Annotated in this window: 15 protein-coding genes; 9 read left to right on the top strand and 6 right to left on the bottom strand. The window is 64.0% G+C overall.

The window, feature by feature from the left end:
- A complete protein-coding gene (locus tag BMW89_RS09300; RefSeq protein WP_092024932.1) occupies positions 1-462 on the bottom strand; it encodes a tellurite resistance TerB family protein in 462 nt (153 codons plus the stop codon).
- 382 nt (positions 463-844) lie between these two features.
- Complete coding sequence (locus BMW89_RS09295) at positions 845-1225, bottom strand: nuclear transport factor 2 family protein (protein WP_092024930.1); 381 nt, start codon at positions 1223-1225, stop codon at positions 845-847.
- A 171-nt stretch (positions 1226-1396) separates the two neighbouring features.
- On the opposite strand from BMW89_RS09295, the gene BMW89_RS09290 reads away from it, so the two are divergent.
- Positions 1397-3142: an MOSC and FAD-binding oxidoreductase domain-containing protein gene (locus BMW89_RS09290; RefSeq protein ID WP_177195934.1), complete on the top strand. Its 1746-nt coding sequence runs from the start codon at positions 1397-1399 to the stop codon at positions 3140-3142.
- A gap of 46 nt (positions 3143-3188) precedes the next feature.
- A complete protein-coding gene (locus BMW89_RS09285; RefSeq protein WP_092024928.1) occupies positions 3189-3785 on the top strand; it encodes a redoxin domain-containing protein in 597 nt (198 codons plus the stop codon).
- Here the strand turns inward: BMW89_RS09285 and nhaA are convergent.
- Complete coding sequence (gene nhaA / locus BMW89_RS09280; RefSeq protein WP_092024926.1) at positions 3782-5017, bottom strand: Na+/H+ antiporter NhaA; 1236 nt, start codon at positions 5015-5017, stop codon at positions 3782-3784. The genes BMW89_RS09285 and nhaA overlap by 4 nt on opposite strands.
- Before the next feature lie 202 nt (positions 5018-5219).
- Here nhaA and BMW89_RS09275 point away from each other — a divergent pair, with 202 nt between their 5' ends.
- The 4 genes from BMW89_RS09275 to BMW89_RS09260 all read left to right on the top strand — a co-directional run bounded on the left by BMW89_RS09275 (position 5220) and on the right by BMW89_RS09260 (position 9043).
- Positions 5220-6050, top strand: coding sequence for a class II glutamine amidotransferase (locus tag BMW89_RS09275; RefSeq protein WP_092024924.1), 831 nt, complete (start codon positions 5220-5222; stop codon positions 6048-6050).
- Positions 6051-6067: 17 nt separating this feature from the next.
- A complete protein-coding gene (locus tag BMW89_RS09270) occupies positions 6068-7297 on the top strand; it encodes a carboxylate-amine ligase (RefSeq protein ID WP_092024921.1) in 1230 nt (409 codons plus the stop codon).
- A 62-nt stretch (positions 7298-7359) separates the two neighbouring features.
- Positions 7360-7545, top strand: coding sequence for a hypothetical protein (locus BMW89_RS09265; RefSeq protein WP_092026241.1), 186 nt, complete (start codon positions 7360-7362; stop codon positions 7543-7545).
- Positions 7546-7903: 358 nt separating this feature from the next.
- Positions 7904-9043, top strand: a complete 1140-nt coding sequence (locus tag BMW89_RS09260; protein WP_092024919.1) for a hypothetical protein — start codon at positions 7904-7906, stop codon at positions 9041-9043.
- Positions 9044-9199: 156 nt separating this feature from the next.
- Here BMW89_RS09260 and gor read toward each other — a convergent pair whose 3' ends face one another.
- Genes gor through rpiA form a run of 3 tightly spaced genes read right to left on the bottom strand, consistent with a single transcriptional unit; the run spans position 9200 to position 11884 of the window.
- Positions 9200-10588, bottom strand: coding sequence for a glutathione-disulfide reductase (gene gor / locus BMW89_RS09255; RefSeq protein ID WP_092024917.1), 1389 nt, complete (start codon positions 10586-10588; stop codon positions 9200-9202).
- 49 nt (positions 10589-10637) lie between these two features.
- A complete protein-coding gene (locus BMW89_RS09250) occupies positions 10638-11156 on the bottom strand; it encodes a DUF2059 domain-containing protein (protein WP_092024915.1) in 519 nt (172 codons plus the stop codon).
- Positions 11157-11158: 2 nt separating this feature from the next.
- The gene (rpiA, locus tag BMW89_RS09245; protein ID WP_092024913.1) at positions 11159-11884 is read right to left on the bottom strand and encodes a ribose-5-phosphate isomerase RpiA; all 726 of its coding nucleotides are present in this window, start codon (positions 11882-11884) and stop codon (positions 11159-11161) included.
- Between the two features lie 165 nt (positions 11885-12049).
- Here rpiA and BMW89_RS09240 point away from each other — a divergent pair, with 165 nt between their 5' ends.
- The 3 genes from BMW89_RS09240 (at position 12050) to moaA (ending at position 14536) form a co-directional block, all read left to right on the top strand.
- Positions 12050-12724, top strand: a complete 675-nt coding sequence (locus tag BMW89_RS09240) for an HAD-IA family hydrolase (protein WP_092024911.1) — start codon at positions 12050-12052, stop codon at positions 12722-12724.
- 153 nt (positions 12725-12877) lie between these two features.
- Positions 12878-13363 (top strand): hypothetical protein, encoded by a 486-nt coding sequence (locus BMW89_RS09235; RefSeq protein WP_092026239.1) that lies wholly within the window; start codon positions 12878-12880, stop codon positions 13361-13363.
- Positions 13364-13483: 120 nt separating this feature from the next.
- Positions 13484-14536, top strand: coding sequence for a GTP 3',8-cyclase MoaA (gene moaA / locus BMW89_RS09230; RefSeq protein WP_092024908.1), 1053 nt, complete (start codon positions 13484-13486; stop codon positions 14534-14536).
- Positions 14537-14538: the final 2 nt, after the last annotated feature.

Genomic DNA, 14538 nt, shown 5'->3' with positions numbered 1-14538 from the left:
TCACTCCTTGGGGGCGGTGTTCACCGCACCCGGCCCGACCTGCTTTGCCCGCGGCAACACCAGCGTCAGCAGGCGCAGCAGCTTGATCGCCTGCACCTCATGGGGATGCACGTCCTCGTCAGCAGCCGCAACGCGCTCCGACAGCTCGATCAGATGCGACGAGAGCGGCATGTTCGCGACCGGCCGTAGCGTGTCGATCACCACATTGGCAAAGTCCGGCTCTTCCAATCGTTCCGCCAGCTCGTCGAACATCGCAAACAACCGTTCGTCGCTGATGTGCGGCGCCAATCCACGATCCCTGATGAAGCGGATCACCTCGTCGCGCTCGACCGGCGACACGTGGCGGTCGGCGACCGCAACGAGCGCGCCGGCAATGACCAGCGCCACCGCGGCCTGCTCGTTCAGGCGGGACGGCTCGGTGATCTCGATCTCGATCGGATTTGAGTATTTGGCGTCAGACATCGTTGCTCCCTTAGCTGGCGAAATGGCCGCACGGAGCTGCGATGGGGACGATTGGGTCGGAAGGAACTCGAGAAAGCCCGACGATCGGCCGATCCATCGCATTCGCGCGGGACAGGTCATCCGACATCGCGAGGTTTTGCCGACATTGTCAGCGTCCTCGCCAGAGGGGCCCGGATTCTTGTTCCTCCCAGACATAAAGATCGATGAGCCGGAATCAAGGCAACGAGCCTGCGACCAGCCGCCGCATCGGGTTCCGTGTTGCTGCAGCTTCGTAGCCCGGATGAGCGAAGCGATATCCGGGACAGCGGCCCCGCATCTCGCTTCGCTCATGCGGGCTACAGGACTCCCCCCCGCGCGCATCGTCATTGCGACGGAACGCGCCTTACGCCACAAGCTCGACCAGATGCGCCCGCGACGGCGACGGATCGAACCGGTCGCCGAAATATTGCGTTTCGTGCGCCACCAACCCGTCGCGGAATTCCATGATGCTGACGACATAGGACGGCACGTCGTCATAGGTCAGCACGAATTCGCTCACCCAGAGATCGCCGCCGCCGACGATGCGCCGAACCGTGAAGCGTTTCTTGTTCGGCTGCACGAAGCGGCTTTCCTGGATGGTCCTGCGGCCATGGATACGCTCGCCGGATTGCGGATAGTCGAGCACGGCATCCTCGCGATAGATGTCATGCTCGGCCTCGAAATCGTTCGCGTCTGACGCGTCCCAATGGCGCTGGAGCGCCGCCAGCTTGGTTTGGTCATCCATCTCAACCTCCCACTTTGCGGTTTCTGCTCCTTAAATCGGCGCGCAAACCGCCGGCGGCAAGGCCCTCTAGCAACGTCTAACAAAGCCTAACGGGCCAACAATCCGGTTTGGATGCAGATTGACATGCGGCGCCCCGTGAGGCCGGGGCGCACTCAGGACCGGGAAACTGTGATGGCCCATCTGCTCTCTCTCAATGTCGGCTTGCCGCGCGACGTCGCCTGGCAAGGCCGGACCGTCCATACCGGCATCTGGAAGGCGCCTGTCACAGGCCCGCGCAGGGTGCGCCGGCTCAACATCGACGGCGACGGCCAGGGCGACACTGCCGGTCACGGCGGCGAACAGCGCGCGGTGTACGTCTATCAGGACGAGTCCTATCGCTACTGGCAGAAGCATCTCGGACGATCGAACCTCGTCCATGGTCAATTCGGCGAGAATTTCACCGTCGAGGGCCTCGCCGACGCCGAGGTCTGCATCGGCGACCGCTACAAGATCGGCTCCGCCCTGTTCGAGGTGACGCAGCCGCGCGTCACCTGCTACCGGCTCGGCATTCGCATGGACGAGCCTGACATGGCCGCGCTGCTGGTCAAGCACGGCCGGCCCGGCTTCTATCTTCGCGTCATCGAGGAAGGCGACGTCGAGGCCGGCGACGAGATCACGCAGGTCGCGGATGGCCCTGAACGCATGAGCGTGTCCGAGATCAACGCGCTGCTCTATCTGTCTCCTCACCCGCGCGACCAGCTGGAGCGCGCGCTGAAAATTCCGGCGCTGAGCCGAGGCTGGCGTCGTTCCTTCGCGGCGCTGCTCGAGCAGAAAGACAATCCGGCCACAGGAAATGCCGGGCTCGGGCCGGCTGCAAGCCCGCCTCCGGCCTGGCGAGGCTTCCGGCCGTTCCGCGTCTCGCGCAAGGTCGCCGAAAGCGGCAATGTGACGTCGCTGATCCTCGAACCCGCGGACGGACAGCCCGGCGCCACCGCCCTGCCCGGCCAGTTCGTCGTCGTGCGCCTCGGGCCTTCCGCGATGACACGCAGCTATTCGCTGTCGCGCCGCACTGACGCCGCATCCTATCGCATCAGCATTAAGCGGGAAGCGCACGGCGCGGCCAGCGGATATGTCGCCGACGAGCTCCGAACCGGCGACATCGTGCAACTCGGTGCGCCGCGCGGCAGCTTTGCGCTCCGGCAGGATACGCGCCCCGTCGTCCTGCTGAGTGCCGGCATCGGCGTGACGCCGGTACTCGCCATGCTGCACGCGCTCGCCTCGGAAGGATCGCCGCAAGACGTCTGGTGGCTGCACGGCACCCGCAACGGCCGCGAACATCCGTTCGCCGCTGAAGTGCGCGGGCTGTTGGCCGGGCTCGCTCGCCATCACAGCCATGTCTGCTTCAGCGCACCCGATCCGGCCGATCGCCTGGGGGCGGATTTCGACAGCGCCGGACATCTGGACCAGCGCCTGCTCCAGACGCTCAATTTGCCGCGCGACGGCGACTTCTATCTCTGCGGACCGGGCGCTTTCATGAGCGATCTCTCGGTCGGCCTCGCCGCGCTGGGCGTTGCGCCCGACCGCATCCACACCGAGCTGTTCGGCAGCAAGCCCTCGCTGACGCCAGGCATCGCCGCCGCACCGAAGGTCGCAGCACATATGCCGGTCGGCGCACCCGGGCCGGGGCCGATGGTGTCGTTCGCCCGCAGCGGCCTCAATGTCTGCTGGGCGCCATCCTATGCCAGCCTGCTCGAGCTGGCTGAGGCGTGCGACGTCCCCGTGCGCTGGTCATGCCGGACGGGTGTCTGCCACAATTGCGAGAGCGGGCTCGTGGCCGGAGACGTCAGCTACACCCCGGATCCGCTCGACCCGCCAGCAGACGGCAATGTCCTGATCTGCTGCGCGCGGCCGCAGGGTGATATCGTCATCGATCTCTAGGACATAGATTTCTAAAACATCCATTTCTAAGACTTGGGAGAGCTTCATGCGAACTGACATGATGCCGGGAGCAACCTTCCCGGATTACGAACTCAGCGACCACACCGGCAAGCATCGAAAACTCTCCGAGCTGCAAGGTGGCGATCCCATGATCGTCGTCCTCGGCCGCGGCGGTTTCTGTCCGAAGGATCGCCGCCAGGCTGAAGGGCTGGTTCAGCTCCATCGCGAGATGGAGGTCGGCTATTGCCGCCTGGTCACCGTGACCACCGACAACATCACCCAGACCAACGAATATCGCAGCGGCGTCGGTGCGCACTGGCCGTTCCTCTCGGATTCCAGGCGGATCGTTCAGAAGGATCTCGACATCGCCGAATACACCGATCCCCTCCACAATCCGATGATCCCGCACGTGGTCGTGCTGGAGCCCCGCCTCCGCATTCACAAGATCTACAACGGCTACTGGTTCTTCGGACGCCCGACCATCGAAGAGCTTCGCCAGGATCTCCGCGCCGTCAGCATGATGTGTCGTCCCGATTGGGACATCACGGCGCCCGGCCTGAAGGCGCTCTGGGATCAGGGCCGCAAGGAGCATTTTTATCCCTACGGCAAGGCCTACGTCGAAACGCTCGGTGAACAGGATTAGCTGTCGGTCTCCCGCTTCAGTCGTTGGGCGTATTTCGCGCCCCAGCCGAGCCCAAGCGTCACGGAGATCAGCGAGCCGAACAGTACGCCGAGCTTGGCTGCATCCAGCAATTTGTCGTCGGTAAACGCGAGCATGGCGATGAAGATCGACATGGTGAAGCCGATACCGGCGAGTAGCCCGATGAGGCAGACACCCGCCCACGACACGCCGGGCGCCAACCGGCACCAGCCGGTGCGCACCGCAAGCCAGGTCGCTCCGATCACGCCGACCGGCTTTCCCGCGCATAGCGCCAGCGCGATGCCGAAGGTCACGAATTGCGCGCCGTCCGCGAGCCTCGTACCGGTGAAATTGACGCCGGCATTCGCCAGCGCGAACAGCGGCATGATGGCGTAGGCGACCCAGGGGTGCAACGCGGTCTGAACGCGTGTGACGGGCGGCTCGATCTCGCGGCGCGCCGACCGTACCGGCGTGATCAGACCGAGCACGACGCCGGCCAGCGTCGGATGTATGCCGGCCCTCAGGAGTCCCGCCCAGACGATGGCGGCCGGCACGACATAGGCCCACGCCGAGCCTAACCCGATCCATTGAAACCCGAGCACCACCAAGATGCCGAGCGATGCGACGACGAAGCCGCCGGAATCCAGCCCGCTGCTGTAGAACAAGGCAATGATGAGCACCGCGATGATGTCGTCGATGATAGCGAGTGCCAGCAAAAAGATGCGGACGTTGGTCGGGATCGATCTTCCAAGCAATGCGAGCACGCCGACGGCGAAAGCGATGTCGGTCGCGGTTGGTATGGCCCAGCCCTGGTCACGCCCCGCAGCGGCGTTGAGGCTCAAATAGATCAGCGCGGGAACGATCACGCCGCCGCATGCCGCCAGCACCGGCAGTATCGCCTGATCGAACCTGCTGAGCGCGCCCTCGTGAATCTCGCGGCGGATCTCCATGCCGACGACGAGGAAGAACACCGTCATCAGCCCGTCGTTGATCCAGAAATGCAGGGATTTGACGAAGATGAACTCGCCGAGACGAAGCGGGATCGGCAGGTTCCAGACATCGTGATAAGAATGGGCGAGAGGCGAATTGGCCCAGAGCAATGCCGCGGCCGCGGCCACAAGGAGCACGACGCCGCTGACGGCCTCGACATGCAGAAACTGCTGGAGCGTGGTAAGCGCTCGCGCGACGAGAGGTTTGGTTTTGGACAGGTCCCTGCCCGGCCGCTGATCATTCATGGGTGCACGCTTTCCGCGTGGCGGCCCGACCATCGCTCGACCTGACGCTGCACCAATGCAGCGAGCACCCGAACGCTGTTCTACACGGTGACGGGATCAAGACAACCCCGCTCCGCGCGCAACTGCTTCAAGCAAATGGCTGGAACCCTGCCATGGTGAGGATCGTTGGTGCACCTCACGACACTTTGCCGCAGGGAACCTCATGTGCCGCTGGATCGCATATCGGGGCGAGACCACCTCGTTCGAACCTTACGTCACCGAGCCCGAGCATTCGCTGATCGCGCAGAGCATCCGCTCGCTTCAGTCCACCGCCGGCTCGAACGGCGACGGCTTTGGCCTCGGCTGGTATGGCGGGCATCCGGAGCCAGGTCTCTACCGCGAAACGCGCCCGGCCTGGTCGGATGAGAATCTGCGCTACCTCTGCCGGCATCTGCGCTCGCATCTGTTCTTCGCGCATGTGCGCGCCGCCACCGGCACGGCGGTGACGCGGCAGAATTGCCATCCCTTCGCCTGCGGCCAGTGGATGTTCATGCACAACGGTTTTGTCGGCAGCTGGAATCGCCTGCGCCGCAAGGTCGAGGCGCTGATCCCCGATGCCTATTATCCCTCGCGGCTGGGCACGACCGACTCGGAAGCCGTGTTCCTCGCCATGATGGGCGCCGGGCTCGACAGCGACCCGCTCGGCGCAACGCAAGCCGTGCTGCAATCGCTGGTCGGCCTCGTCAACGAAGGCGAGCATCGCGAACGGCTGCGCTTCACCAGCGCGATCGCCAACGGCCGGGATCTCTACGCGTTTCGCGTTGCGATCAACGATGCCGCCAACACGCTCTACTACCGAGAGGCTGGCGGCGGCCACGTCGTGGTCGTGTCCGAACCGTTCGACAAGGAGTCCGGCTGGACGGAAGTGCCGGCGAATCACGCGCTGATCGCACGCGCGTCCGACAGCGTGAAAATGGTTCCGTTCGATCTTGCGATTTCCGCTGGGTCCGAAGCGGAACCGGCCCCGACCCGAAGGATTATTGCCCGCAGGTAACCACTGCCGGGTGGCTCATGACATTTGCTTCAGACGTTTTGAAATTGCTGCGGCTCGATTCCTCCGACGACAAGCAGCACCTCGTCATTCGCTCGGCCGGCGGCGGCGGCAAGGCGGCGGAATATTCGTTTGGCATCGAGGAGGAATACTTCCTTGCCGATCGCCGAACCTTCGAAGTTGCGATCGAAACGCCGAACTCGCTGTTCGAGTCCGCGAACTGGTCGACCGGCGGTCAGGCCATGCGCGAGATGCTGCAATCCCAGCTCGAAGTCGCCACCAATGTTCACGTCGATGTCAATGACGCGCGCGAAGAGCTTCGCTTCCTCCGCCGCGAGGTCGCCAACGTCGCCGCGCAATATGGCTTCGTCATCATGGCCTGCGGCACGCATCCGACCGCAATCTGGCGCATGTCGCAGCCAAGCCCGAAGCCGCGCTACGAGGAAATGATCGAGGATCTGCGCAGCATCGGCCACCGCAACATGATGTGCGGCATGCATGTGCACGTGCAGCTGCCCGATCCCGAGAAGCGCATGGCGGTGATGCGGGCGATGCTGCCGCATCTGCCGCTATTCATCGCGCTGTCGGCCTCCTCCCCCTTTTGGAATGGGCACAAGACCGGCCTGAAGGGCTACCGGCTGGCCGCTTATTCCGAGCTGCCGCGCACCGGAATGCCCGAGCTGTTCGAGAACCGGCACGACTACGACGAATATGTCGGCGCGCTGCAGCGCTCCGGCGTGATCCCCGATGAAAGCCACATCTGGTGGGCGATGCGCCCGTCCATGAAGCACCCGACGCTTGAGCTTCGTGCACCCGACACCTGCACCTTGGTCGACGACGCGGTTGCGATTGCCTCGCTCTATCGCTGCTTGACGCGTCACCTCTATCTGCGACCTCATCTGTCGAAAGAAGTCACCGTCGTCGAACGCGCGATCGCCGTGGAGAATAAATGGCGCGCGCAGCGCTACGGCACCGATTGCATCTTTGCCTCCAGGGACGGGCCGGTCACGATCTCCGAGCTGCTCTCCCGCGTGATCGACGACATCGCCGGGGACGCGGCCGCACTGAATTGCATCGCCGAGGTCGAGCACTGCCGCATCATCGTGGAACGCGGCAGCTCGGCCGAATTCCAGCTTCGCGCCTACCGTGAAAACGGCGACGACATCGCATCCGTGTCACGATGGATCGCTACATCTACGATCTCAGGAACGAGCGCTCCGGTCGGACACGCTGCTCAAGCGCCGTCATAGCGCCCGCGCAAGCTTCGGCGGCCAAGGTGCCGCCCTCGAATTGGATGATCGTGGAGCAACACATGAACCGCACTACGTCCTGCACTGGCTGCGGTCATGCACTTGTCCCGATGCTGACGGCCAAAGGCCGCGCGGAGCCGAGCTGCCTCTGGTGCGAAGGCATCGACGTGCGCGCGGTCGAGATGGCGAAGTGGGCCGACAGCCCGTCCGGCAAACCCGAGCGAATCGCCCCTCAATCGTTCAAATGAGCGGCTTCGGACGACCGGCCGCCGGCATTCAATGATCCCACGATGATCCTTGCCGCCTTTGCGGCTTGCATGCCCTTTGCAGGACATGCCGACAAATTAGACAAGACACGTCTCTCCGCTGGACCTGCGCACCTTGCGAACAAGACCACGCCGGTTGGTGAAACGGTCACCTAACCTCAGGCACAACCTCGATTTTTCTCGTCTCGCGTGGAGCCAAGGGGCCCACACGCCGCGCCGCACACCAACTGGCCCAGAATTCGCAAGACATCATCAGGCCTGATTCCCTGCCCTCCACAAAAAGGAGCAGCAAGACGCGGGCGCCAGCTCCGGGATGAACGGCCCAGGATCGGAGAATGCCATGAACGTGCATGCTGCGGGCGATCTCAAATTCACCGGCCTTACCCGCCCGGATGGTTCACCCCTTCGCCTCAATGAGCAGGACTTCGTCGCGATCGATCGCGACAAGAATGCGAAGTACGAGGCAACCTACCGGCCGCAAGCGCTCTACAATCGCGCCAACGAGGGCTTCCACGCCAACAACGAAACCTTCCTGCTGCACGAAGTCGCGACCAACCTGCCGATCTACCTTCCCGACACCGGCCCCACCGATTTCCACCTGCATCTTCCGCCCGGCGGCTTTCAGCTCGTGCTGGTCACCTCGGGCGCATTCACCTTCGATTACGACGGGCGCTTCTACAATGTCGGTCCGGGCGCGGTGATGCTGCAAAGCGCGATCGTGCACCGCCAACTGTTCTACACCTGGTCGGGCCTGTCGACCGAAGAGAATTTGAAGACGCCGCAGACCGTGGTGCCCGATCCGATCTCGATGGGCTATTCCGGCAAATTCCTCGAAGCCTTCATCGCCGATCCCACCACCTTTCCGAACCCGACCATCGTCGGCCCGGACCAGATCAACGAAGCCGAGACGCCGCGTGTGGCCTGGAGCCATTCATTGCATGATCGCCCGGCCGATGCAGGCTTCTGGCTTCAGGACCCCCTGGCGCTGGATGCGCTGTTCAAGCCGCTCACCGACAGTCCGGTCAAATCGGCGATGCCGGTTTACGTGCGCGATATCGGCATCGAAGTCCCGAGCGGTCATCTCGTCACCGGCCACATCATCGCAACCGACCCGCGCGGCCAGTCGCTGCTGGCGAAGAGCACGTCGGCAGCAGCCGACCCGACCTGCTTTGCCAAGGGCGAGGTCGTGATCTATCGCGTCATTCGCGGCACCGCCGAATTCAGGAAGAAGTCCGGTGAGAGCTTCGAGCTCGCGGCCGGCGACGTGGTGACGGCGGGCAAGGAGTCGATCAGCCTCACCGGCCTCGGCGAAAACACCCAGGTCCTGCGGCTCGGCCTTCTCAAGGGCATGAACGAGTTGCGCGGCTGGACGCCGACACAGCGTGACGAGATCGACGGCCTCGCGGGTCAGATCATCACGCACAAGGACGTCCGTCCCCTGCGCACCGAAGGCAACCCGGTCGGCTATCTCTACGGGTAGGCCGTCGCTTGCGGCCATCCTTCGAGACGCCCGCCTGCGGCGGGCCCTCAGGATGAGGTCATGCTTTGCGGCAAGATTTTAGACCGTCATGGTGAGGAGCCCGCTTAAGCGGGCGTCTCGAACCATGCCGGCCGAACTCGTCCGGCAGTCTCCAGCCTACTCCGCAGCCTGCCGCACGTGGCGCTCGGTCGGCGTGCGCATGGTGACGAGCTCTTCGGCCGCGGTCGGATGCAGCGCAATCGTCGCGTCGAAATCGGCCTTGGTTGCCTTCATCTTCACGGCAATCGCAACCACCTGGGTGACCTCGGCGGCGCAATCGCCGACGATGTGGCAGCCAAGCACGCGATCGGTCGAGCCATCGACGACCAGCTTCATCAGCACGCGGGTGTCGCGGCCGGACATCGTCGCCTTGATGGGACGGAAATTCGTCTTGTAGATATCGACGTGACTGAATTGCGCACGCGCCTCGGTTTCCGTCAAACCAACCGTTCCGACCTCCGGCTGCGAGAACACCGCGGTCGGGATATACGAATGATCGACCTGCACCTCGCGCTTGCCGAACACGGTGTCGGCGAAGGCATGGCCTTCACGGATCGCGACCGGCGTCAGGTTGAAGCGATGAGTGACGTCGCCGATCGCATAGATGCTGTCGACCGAACTCTTCGAGAAATGGTCGACCGCGATGCCGCCATTCTTGGGGTTGATGGCGACGCCGGCCTTCTCCAGGCCGAGATTGGCCACCGCCGGATGGCGGCCGATCGCGAACATCACCTGGTCGGAGGCAATGCTCGAACCGTTCGACAGATGGGTGGTGAACTCTTCGCCGTGGCGATCGACCTTCGCCACCGTGCAGCCGGTGAGAATGGTGATGCCCTGCTTCTCCATCTCGCTGCGGACATGGGCGCGGACATCCTCGTCAAAGCCGCGAAGAATGTTGTCGCCGCGATAGATCACTGTGACGTCGGAGCCGAAGCCGGCAAAGATGCCGGCGAATTCCAGCGCGATATAACCGCCGCCCTGGATCACGATCCGCTTCGGCAGCTTCTTGAGATGAAATGCCTCGTTGGACGAGATCACGTGCTCGATGCCGGGGATCGAGGCGCCGTGGTTGGGTGCCCCACCGGTGGCGATCAGAATGTATTTGGCAGTGATCTTCTTGTCGTTTTCGAGCAGGCGGACGGTGTGCTTGTCCTCGATCACGGCGCGGCTCTTCACGACCTGCGCGCCCGACTTCTCGACATTCGTCGTGTAGATCGCCTCCAGCCGGGCGATCTCCTTGTCCTTGTTGGCGATCAGCGTCGGCCAGTCGAAGCTGGCGGGCGGAACGGTCCAGCCGAAACCGGCGGCGTCCTCGAACTCGTGACGGAAATGCGAGCCGATCACGAACAGCTTCTTCGGCACGCAGCCGCGGATCACGCAGGTGCCGCCCATGCGGTACTCTTCCGCAATCATGACGCGGGCGCCGTAGCCCGCCGCGATGCGGGCGGCACGCACGCCGCCCGAACCGCCACCGATGACAAAGAGGTCGACGTCGAATTCAGCCATTGTCCACTCCGACCTCTTGTTTCAGGAACTCCCTATCAGATAGGTACTGTCAGATTTCCTTGCCACGCTTGCGCATCTCGGCGCGGAAGGCCCCCATCACGGTCTCGGCGAAGTTCTGGGCCCAGGAGTTCATGAAGGCCATGCTCAGCCCGATGGCGCGCGGCTCGGCGTCGATCAGCTTCTTGCCCAGCGGTGACTTGTAGAAGGTGACGAGATCCTTCAGCTCCTGCTCGGTGAACTCGCTGGCATAGACCTGCGCCATGCCTTCGCCGATCTCGTTCTGGCGCCCGTTGAGCTGCTGGGCGACGATACCGGCGACCTCGTTGAGATCCTTCTGGTAGTTGAGGTTCTGCTGGATCAGCGCGATCTTGGTCTTTTCGACCAGGCCCGGCACGGCGCCGGCGTACATCGCGCCGGCGTTCTTGATCGTGAGAATCTCCTTGGCCGCGGCGACGGCCGCCGGCGACGATTTCGGCGGGGCCGGCTGCTGCGCAACGGCCGGGGCGGCCGACAGGGCCAGTCCCACAGCGAGGGTCGCGACCGGCAAGAATTTAAACACGCTCTGCATTCCTAGTCTCCTTTCGGCTTTCGCCGTTCAATCACGCGAATTCCCTCGCCACCCGCCAGAACGGCCGAGCTGGCCAAGCCGATGAACAACCCATGCTCGACCACGCCGGGGATGGCGCTCAACGCCTTGGCGAGACCGGGCGGATCCACAATACGTCCGAGCTGGGCATCGACGATCCAGTGGCCGCCATCGGTGACGAAAACGTGGCCATCCTTGTCCCCGCCTTTGGCCTTACGGACCGCCATTTGCCCGGAAACACCGCACGCGGCAAACGCCTTCTCGATCGCCCGGCGCGTCGCTCCAAACCCGAACGGGATGACCTCGACCGGCAGCGGAAACTTGCCGAGCGTCGGCACCCATTTGGTGTCGTCGGCAATGACGATCATGCGATCCGAGGCAGCCGCGACGATCTTCTCGCGCAACAGCGCGCCACCGCCGCCCTTGATCAAATTGAGATCGGGATCGATCTCGTCGGCGCCGTCGATGGTGATGTCGAGATGGTCGATCTCATCCAGCGTGGTCAGGGGCACGCCGCAACGCATCGCGTCGGCGCGAGTCGCCTCGGAGGTCGGCACGCCGATCACCTTGAGCCCGGCGGCGACGCGCTCGCCGAGCAGCTCGACGAAATGCTTTGCGGTCGAACCGGTGCCGAGCCCGAGCTGCATGCCGTCACGCACCTCCTCGAGGGCGCGCGCCGCAGCCTGCCGCTTCAACTGGTCCATGTTCACGTCTGCGCCCGCCTCTGGATTGGGAGTGCCGCCGATAGTGCCGCTTGCGGCGGCCTATGTAGCCTCGTTTTCCGCGCGGGAACAGGCCTCTGAACCTATCTTATAAGGTGATCTTATGGCTCCGGCCCTTGCGTGGGCGGGGCCGGGCCGGTAGCGCTTGAAGCCATGACCTCCCCCTACACCCTCGTCTTCGATCTCGACGGCACGCTTGTGGATACGGCGCCCGACCTGATCACCGCGCTGAATCACGTCCTCGACCGCGAAGGGCTGCCGCCCGTGCCGATGGCCTCGGCCCGCAACATGATCGGTGCCGGCGCCCGCAAGCTGATCGAACGGGGCCTGGAAGCCGAGGGCCGCAGCGTCACGCTAGCTGACATGGACCGGATGACGGCGGATTTCATCGCCTATTACGCCGACCATATCGCGGTCGAATCCCGCCCCTTCGAGGGGCTCCTGGACGCGCTCGACCTGTTTGCGGCGCAAGGCCATCGCCTCGCGGTCTGCACCAACAAGCTGGAATGGCTGTCGAAGCGGCTGCTGGACCAGCTCGACCTGTCCCGCCGGTTCGCGGCGATCTGCGGCGCCGACACCTTTGGCGTCCAGAAGCCGGACCCGACCATTTTCCGCGAGACGGTGGCCCGCGCCGGCGGGGACGTGAAGGCCAGCATCATGGTCGGAGATGCCGGAACCGATGTTGGCGTCGCCCGCCGCGCCGGGGTTCCCGTAATCGGGGTCAGCTTTGGCTACACCGACGTGCCGATCGCCGATCTGAAACCCGACCGGCTGATCCATCACATGCGCGACCTGCCGGCCGCAGCCCATAGCCTGATGACGACCTAGCGCCAACAAGACACTGATTTATCGAGGTTATTCTACGGAACCCTGCGTTAACCATCTATTATCTATGCGCGGCGCGCCGGTTGCCTGCCCCAAACGACACTCCTATGGTCCGGCCGGGGATGTGGCGGTTCGTCGCAGTAGAAGTGGATGGTCATGCGTCGTGTTTTCGCGATTGCGCTCGTGGGAGTCAGCCTGGGTGGCTGCTCCTCAATGCCTTCAATGTCTTGGGATATGTTCAAATCTGCGCCGCCGACCGTTCAGGTCCGGCTGGAATCCAATCCCCCGGGCGCTGACGCCACGACCTCGCTCGGTCAGGGCTGCAAGACCCCCTGCTCGGTCTCGGTTCCCGCTCCCGATGCGCCGTTCACGGTTGCTTTCGCGCTGCCAAAATACCAGCCGGCGAGCGTGCCGGTGAACGTGATCAAGACTCCCGGCGATCTCACCACATCCGCCTCGGTTACCACCGACCCGAATCCGGTGTTCGCGGAGCTTCAGCCGGCCGCGCCGCCCAAGCCGGTGAAGAAAGCGCATCGGCCGAAAAAGCCGAAGCCGGCCGCAGCCGCGCCTGCAGCGGCCCCCGCCGATGCTGCACCTGCTGCGGGCTCAGCGTTCCCCGATCCGAACGCGGGCAAGCGCTGATCCAGGCGCTCACTTACGTATACCACCCGATTGTCCTCGGCCTCCGCGATGCTTAGATTGCTTCCAGAGCACCGCTGAAGCAGAGGTGCGCCCGTCGCCGTAAGTGACAAGGCATTTGGTATGAACGGACTTTCCGCGAGCCCCCTCGCCCAGGCGCGCCCCCGCGACCCGCTGTCGAGCGCGATGACCGATCCGTTCGGGCGCACGATCTCGTATTTGCGTGTCTCCGTCACCGACCGCTGCGACCTGCGCTGCTTCTACTGCATGTCGGAAGACATGACGTTCCTGCCCAAGGCGGACCTGCTGACGCTGGAAGAGCTCGACCGGCTCTGCACGGCCTTCATCGCCAAGGGCGTGAAGAAGCTGCGGCTCACAGGCGGCGAGCCCCTGGTCCGGCGCAACGTGATGACGCTGGTGCGCTCACTATCGCGGCATCTCAAGAGCGGCGCCCTGAACGAGCTGACGCTGACCACCAACGGTACGCAACTGGCAAAGCATGCGCGCGAGCTCGCCGATTGCGGCGTGCGCCGCATCAACGTTTCGCTCGACACGCTCGATCCCAAGAAGTTTCGCGAGATCACCCGCTGGGGCGAGATCGACAAGGTGCTGGAAGGCATCGAGGCCGCGCGTGCCGCAGGCCTTAAGGTGAAGATCAACGCGGTGGCGCTGAAGAACCTCAACGAGGACGAGCTTCCCGACTTGATGCGCTGGGCCCACGGCAAGGACATGGGCCTGACGCTGATCGAGGTGATGCCGATGGGCGAGATCGGCTCGGGCCGCATCAACCAGTATCTGCCGCTGTCGCTGGTACGCGCACGCCTCGCCCAGCAGTTCACGATGACGGACCTTGCCGAAAACACCGGCGGACCGGCGCGCTATGTCAGCGTCGCCGAAACTGGCGGCAAGCTCGGCTTCATTACGCCGATGACCCATAATTTCTGCGAATCCTGCAACCGCGTGCGCATCACCTGCACCGGCACGCTGCACACCTGCCTCGGCCACGAGGATGCCTCGGACCTGCGCAAGCCGCTGCGTGCATCCGATGACGACATGCTGCTTGCGGATGCGATCGACCGTGCCATCGGACTGAAGCCCAAGGGCCACGATTTCATCATCGACCGCCGCCACGACCGACCCAGCGTCAGCAGGCACATGAGCGTCACCGGCGGCTAGGC

Source organism: Bradyrhizobium sp. OK095, from assembly GCF_900109945.1.
Lineage (GTDB): Bacteria > Pseudomonadota > Alphaproteobacteria > Rhizobiales > Xanthobacteraceae > Bradyrhizobium.
Note: the sequence above shows the minus strand (reverse complement) of the source record. Positions and strands in the feature narration are given on the sequence as shown.

What these genes read in the sequence shown, in the direction of transcription:
- BMW89_RS09300 (WP_092024932.1), bottom strand. Translation starts at nt 462, where the DNA reads ATGTCTGACGCCAAATACTCAAATCCGATCGAGATCGAGATCACCGAG.
- BMW89_RS09295 (WP_092024930.1), bottom strand. Translation starts at nt 1,225, where the DNA reads ATGGATGACCAAACCAAGCTGGCGGCGCTCCAGCGCCATTGGGACGCG.
- BMW89_RS09290 (WP_177195934.1), top strand. Translation starts at nt 1,397, where the DNA reads ATGGCCCATCTGCTCTCTCTCAATGTCGGCTTGCCGCGCGACGTCGCC.
- BMW89_RS09285 (WP_092024928.1), top strand. Translation starts at nt 3,189, where the DNA reads ATGCGAACTGACATGATGCCGGGAGCAACCTTCCCGGATTACGAACTC.
- nhaA (WP_092024926.1), bottom strand. Translation starts at nt 5,017, where the DNA reads ATGAATGATCAGCGGCCGGGCAGGGACCTGTCCAAAACCAAACCTCTC.
- BMW89_RS09275 (WP_092024924.1), top strand. Translation starts at nt 5,220, where the DNA reads ATGTGCCGCTGGATCGCATATCGGGGCGAGACCACCTCGTTCGAACCT.
- BMW89_RS09270 (WP_092024921.1), top strand. Translation starts at nt 6,068, where the DNA reads ATGACATTTGCTTCAGACGTTTTGAAATTGCTGCGGCTCGATTCCTCC.
- BMW89_RS09265 (WP_092026241.1), top strand. Translation starts at nt 7,360, where the DNA reads ATGAACCGCACTACGTCCTGCACTGGCTGCGGTCATGCACTTGTCCCG.
- BMW89_RS09260 (WP_092024919.1), top strand. Translation starts at nt 7,904, where the DNA reads ATGAACGTGCATGCTGCGGGCGATCTCAAATTCACCGGCCTTACCCGC.
- gor (WP_092024917.1), bottom strand. Translation starts at nt 10,588, where the DNA reads ATGGCTGAATTCGACGTCGACCTCTTTGTCATCGGTGGCGGTTCGGGC.
- BMW89_RS09250 (WP_092024915.1), bottom strand. Translation starts at nt 11,156, where the DNA reads ATGCAGAGCGTGTTTAAATTCTTGCCGGTCGCGACCCTCGCTGTGGGA.
- BMW89_RS09240 (WP_092024911.1), top strand. Translation starts at nt 12,050, where the DNA reads ATGACCTCCCCCTACACCCTCGTCTTCGATCTCGACGGCACGCTTGTG.
- BMW89_RS09235 (WP_092026239.1), top strand. Translation starts at nt 12,878, where the DNA reads ATGCGTCGTGTTTTCGCGATTGCGCTCGTGGGAGTCAGCCTGGGTGGC.
- moaA (WP_092024908.1), top strand. Translation starts at nt 13,484, where the DNA reads ATGAACGGACTTTCCGCGAGCCCCCTCGCCCAGGCGCGCCCCCGCGAC.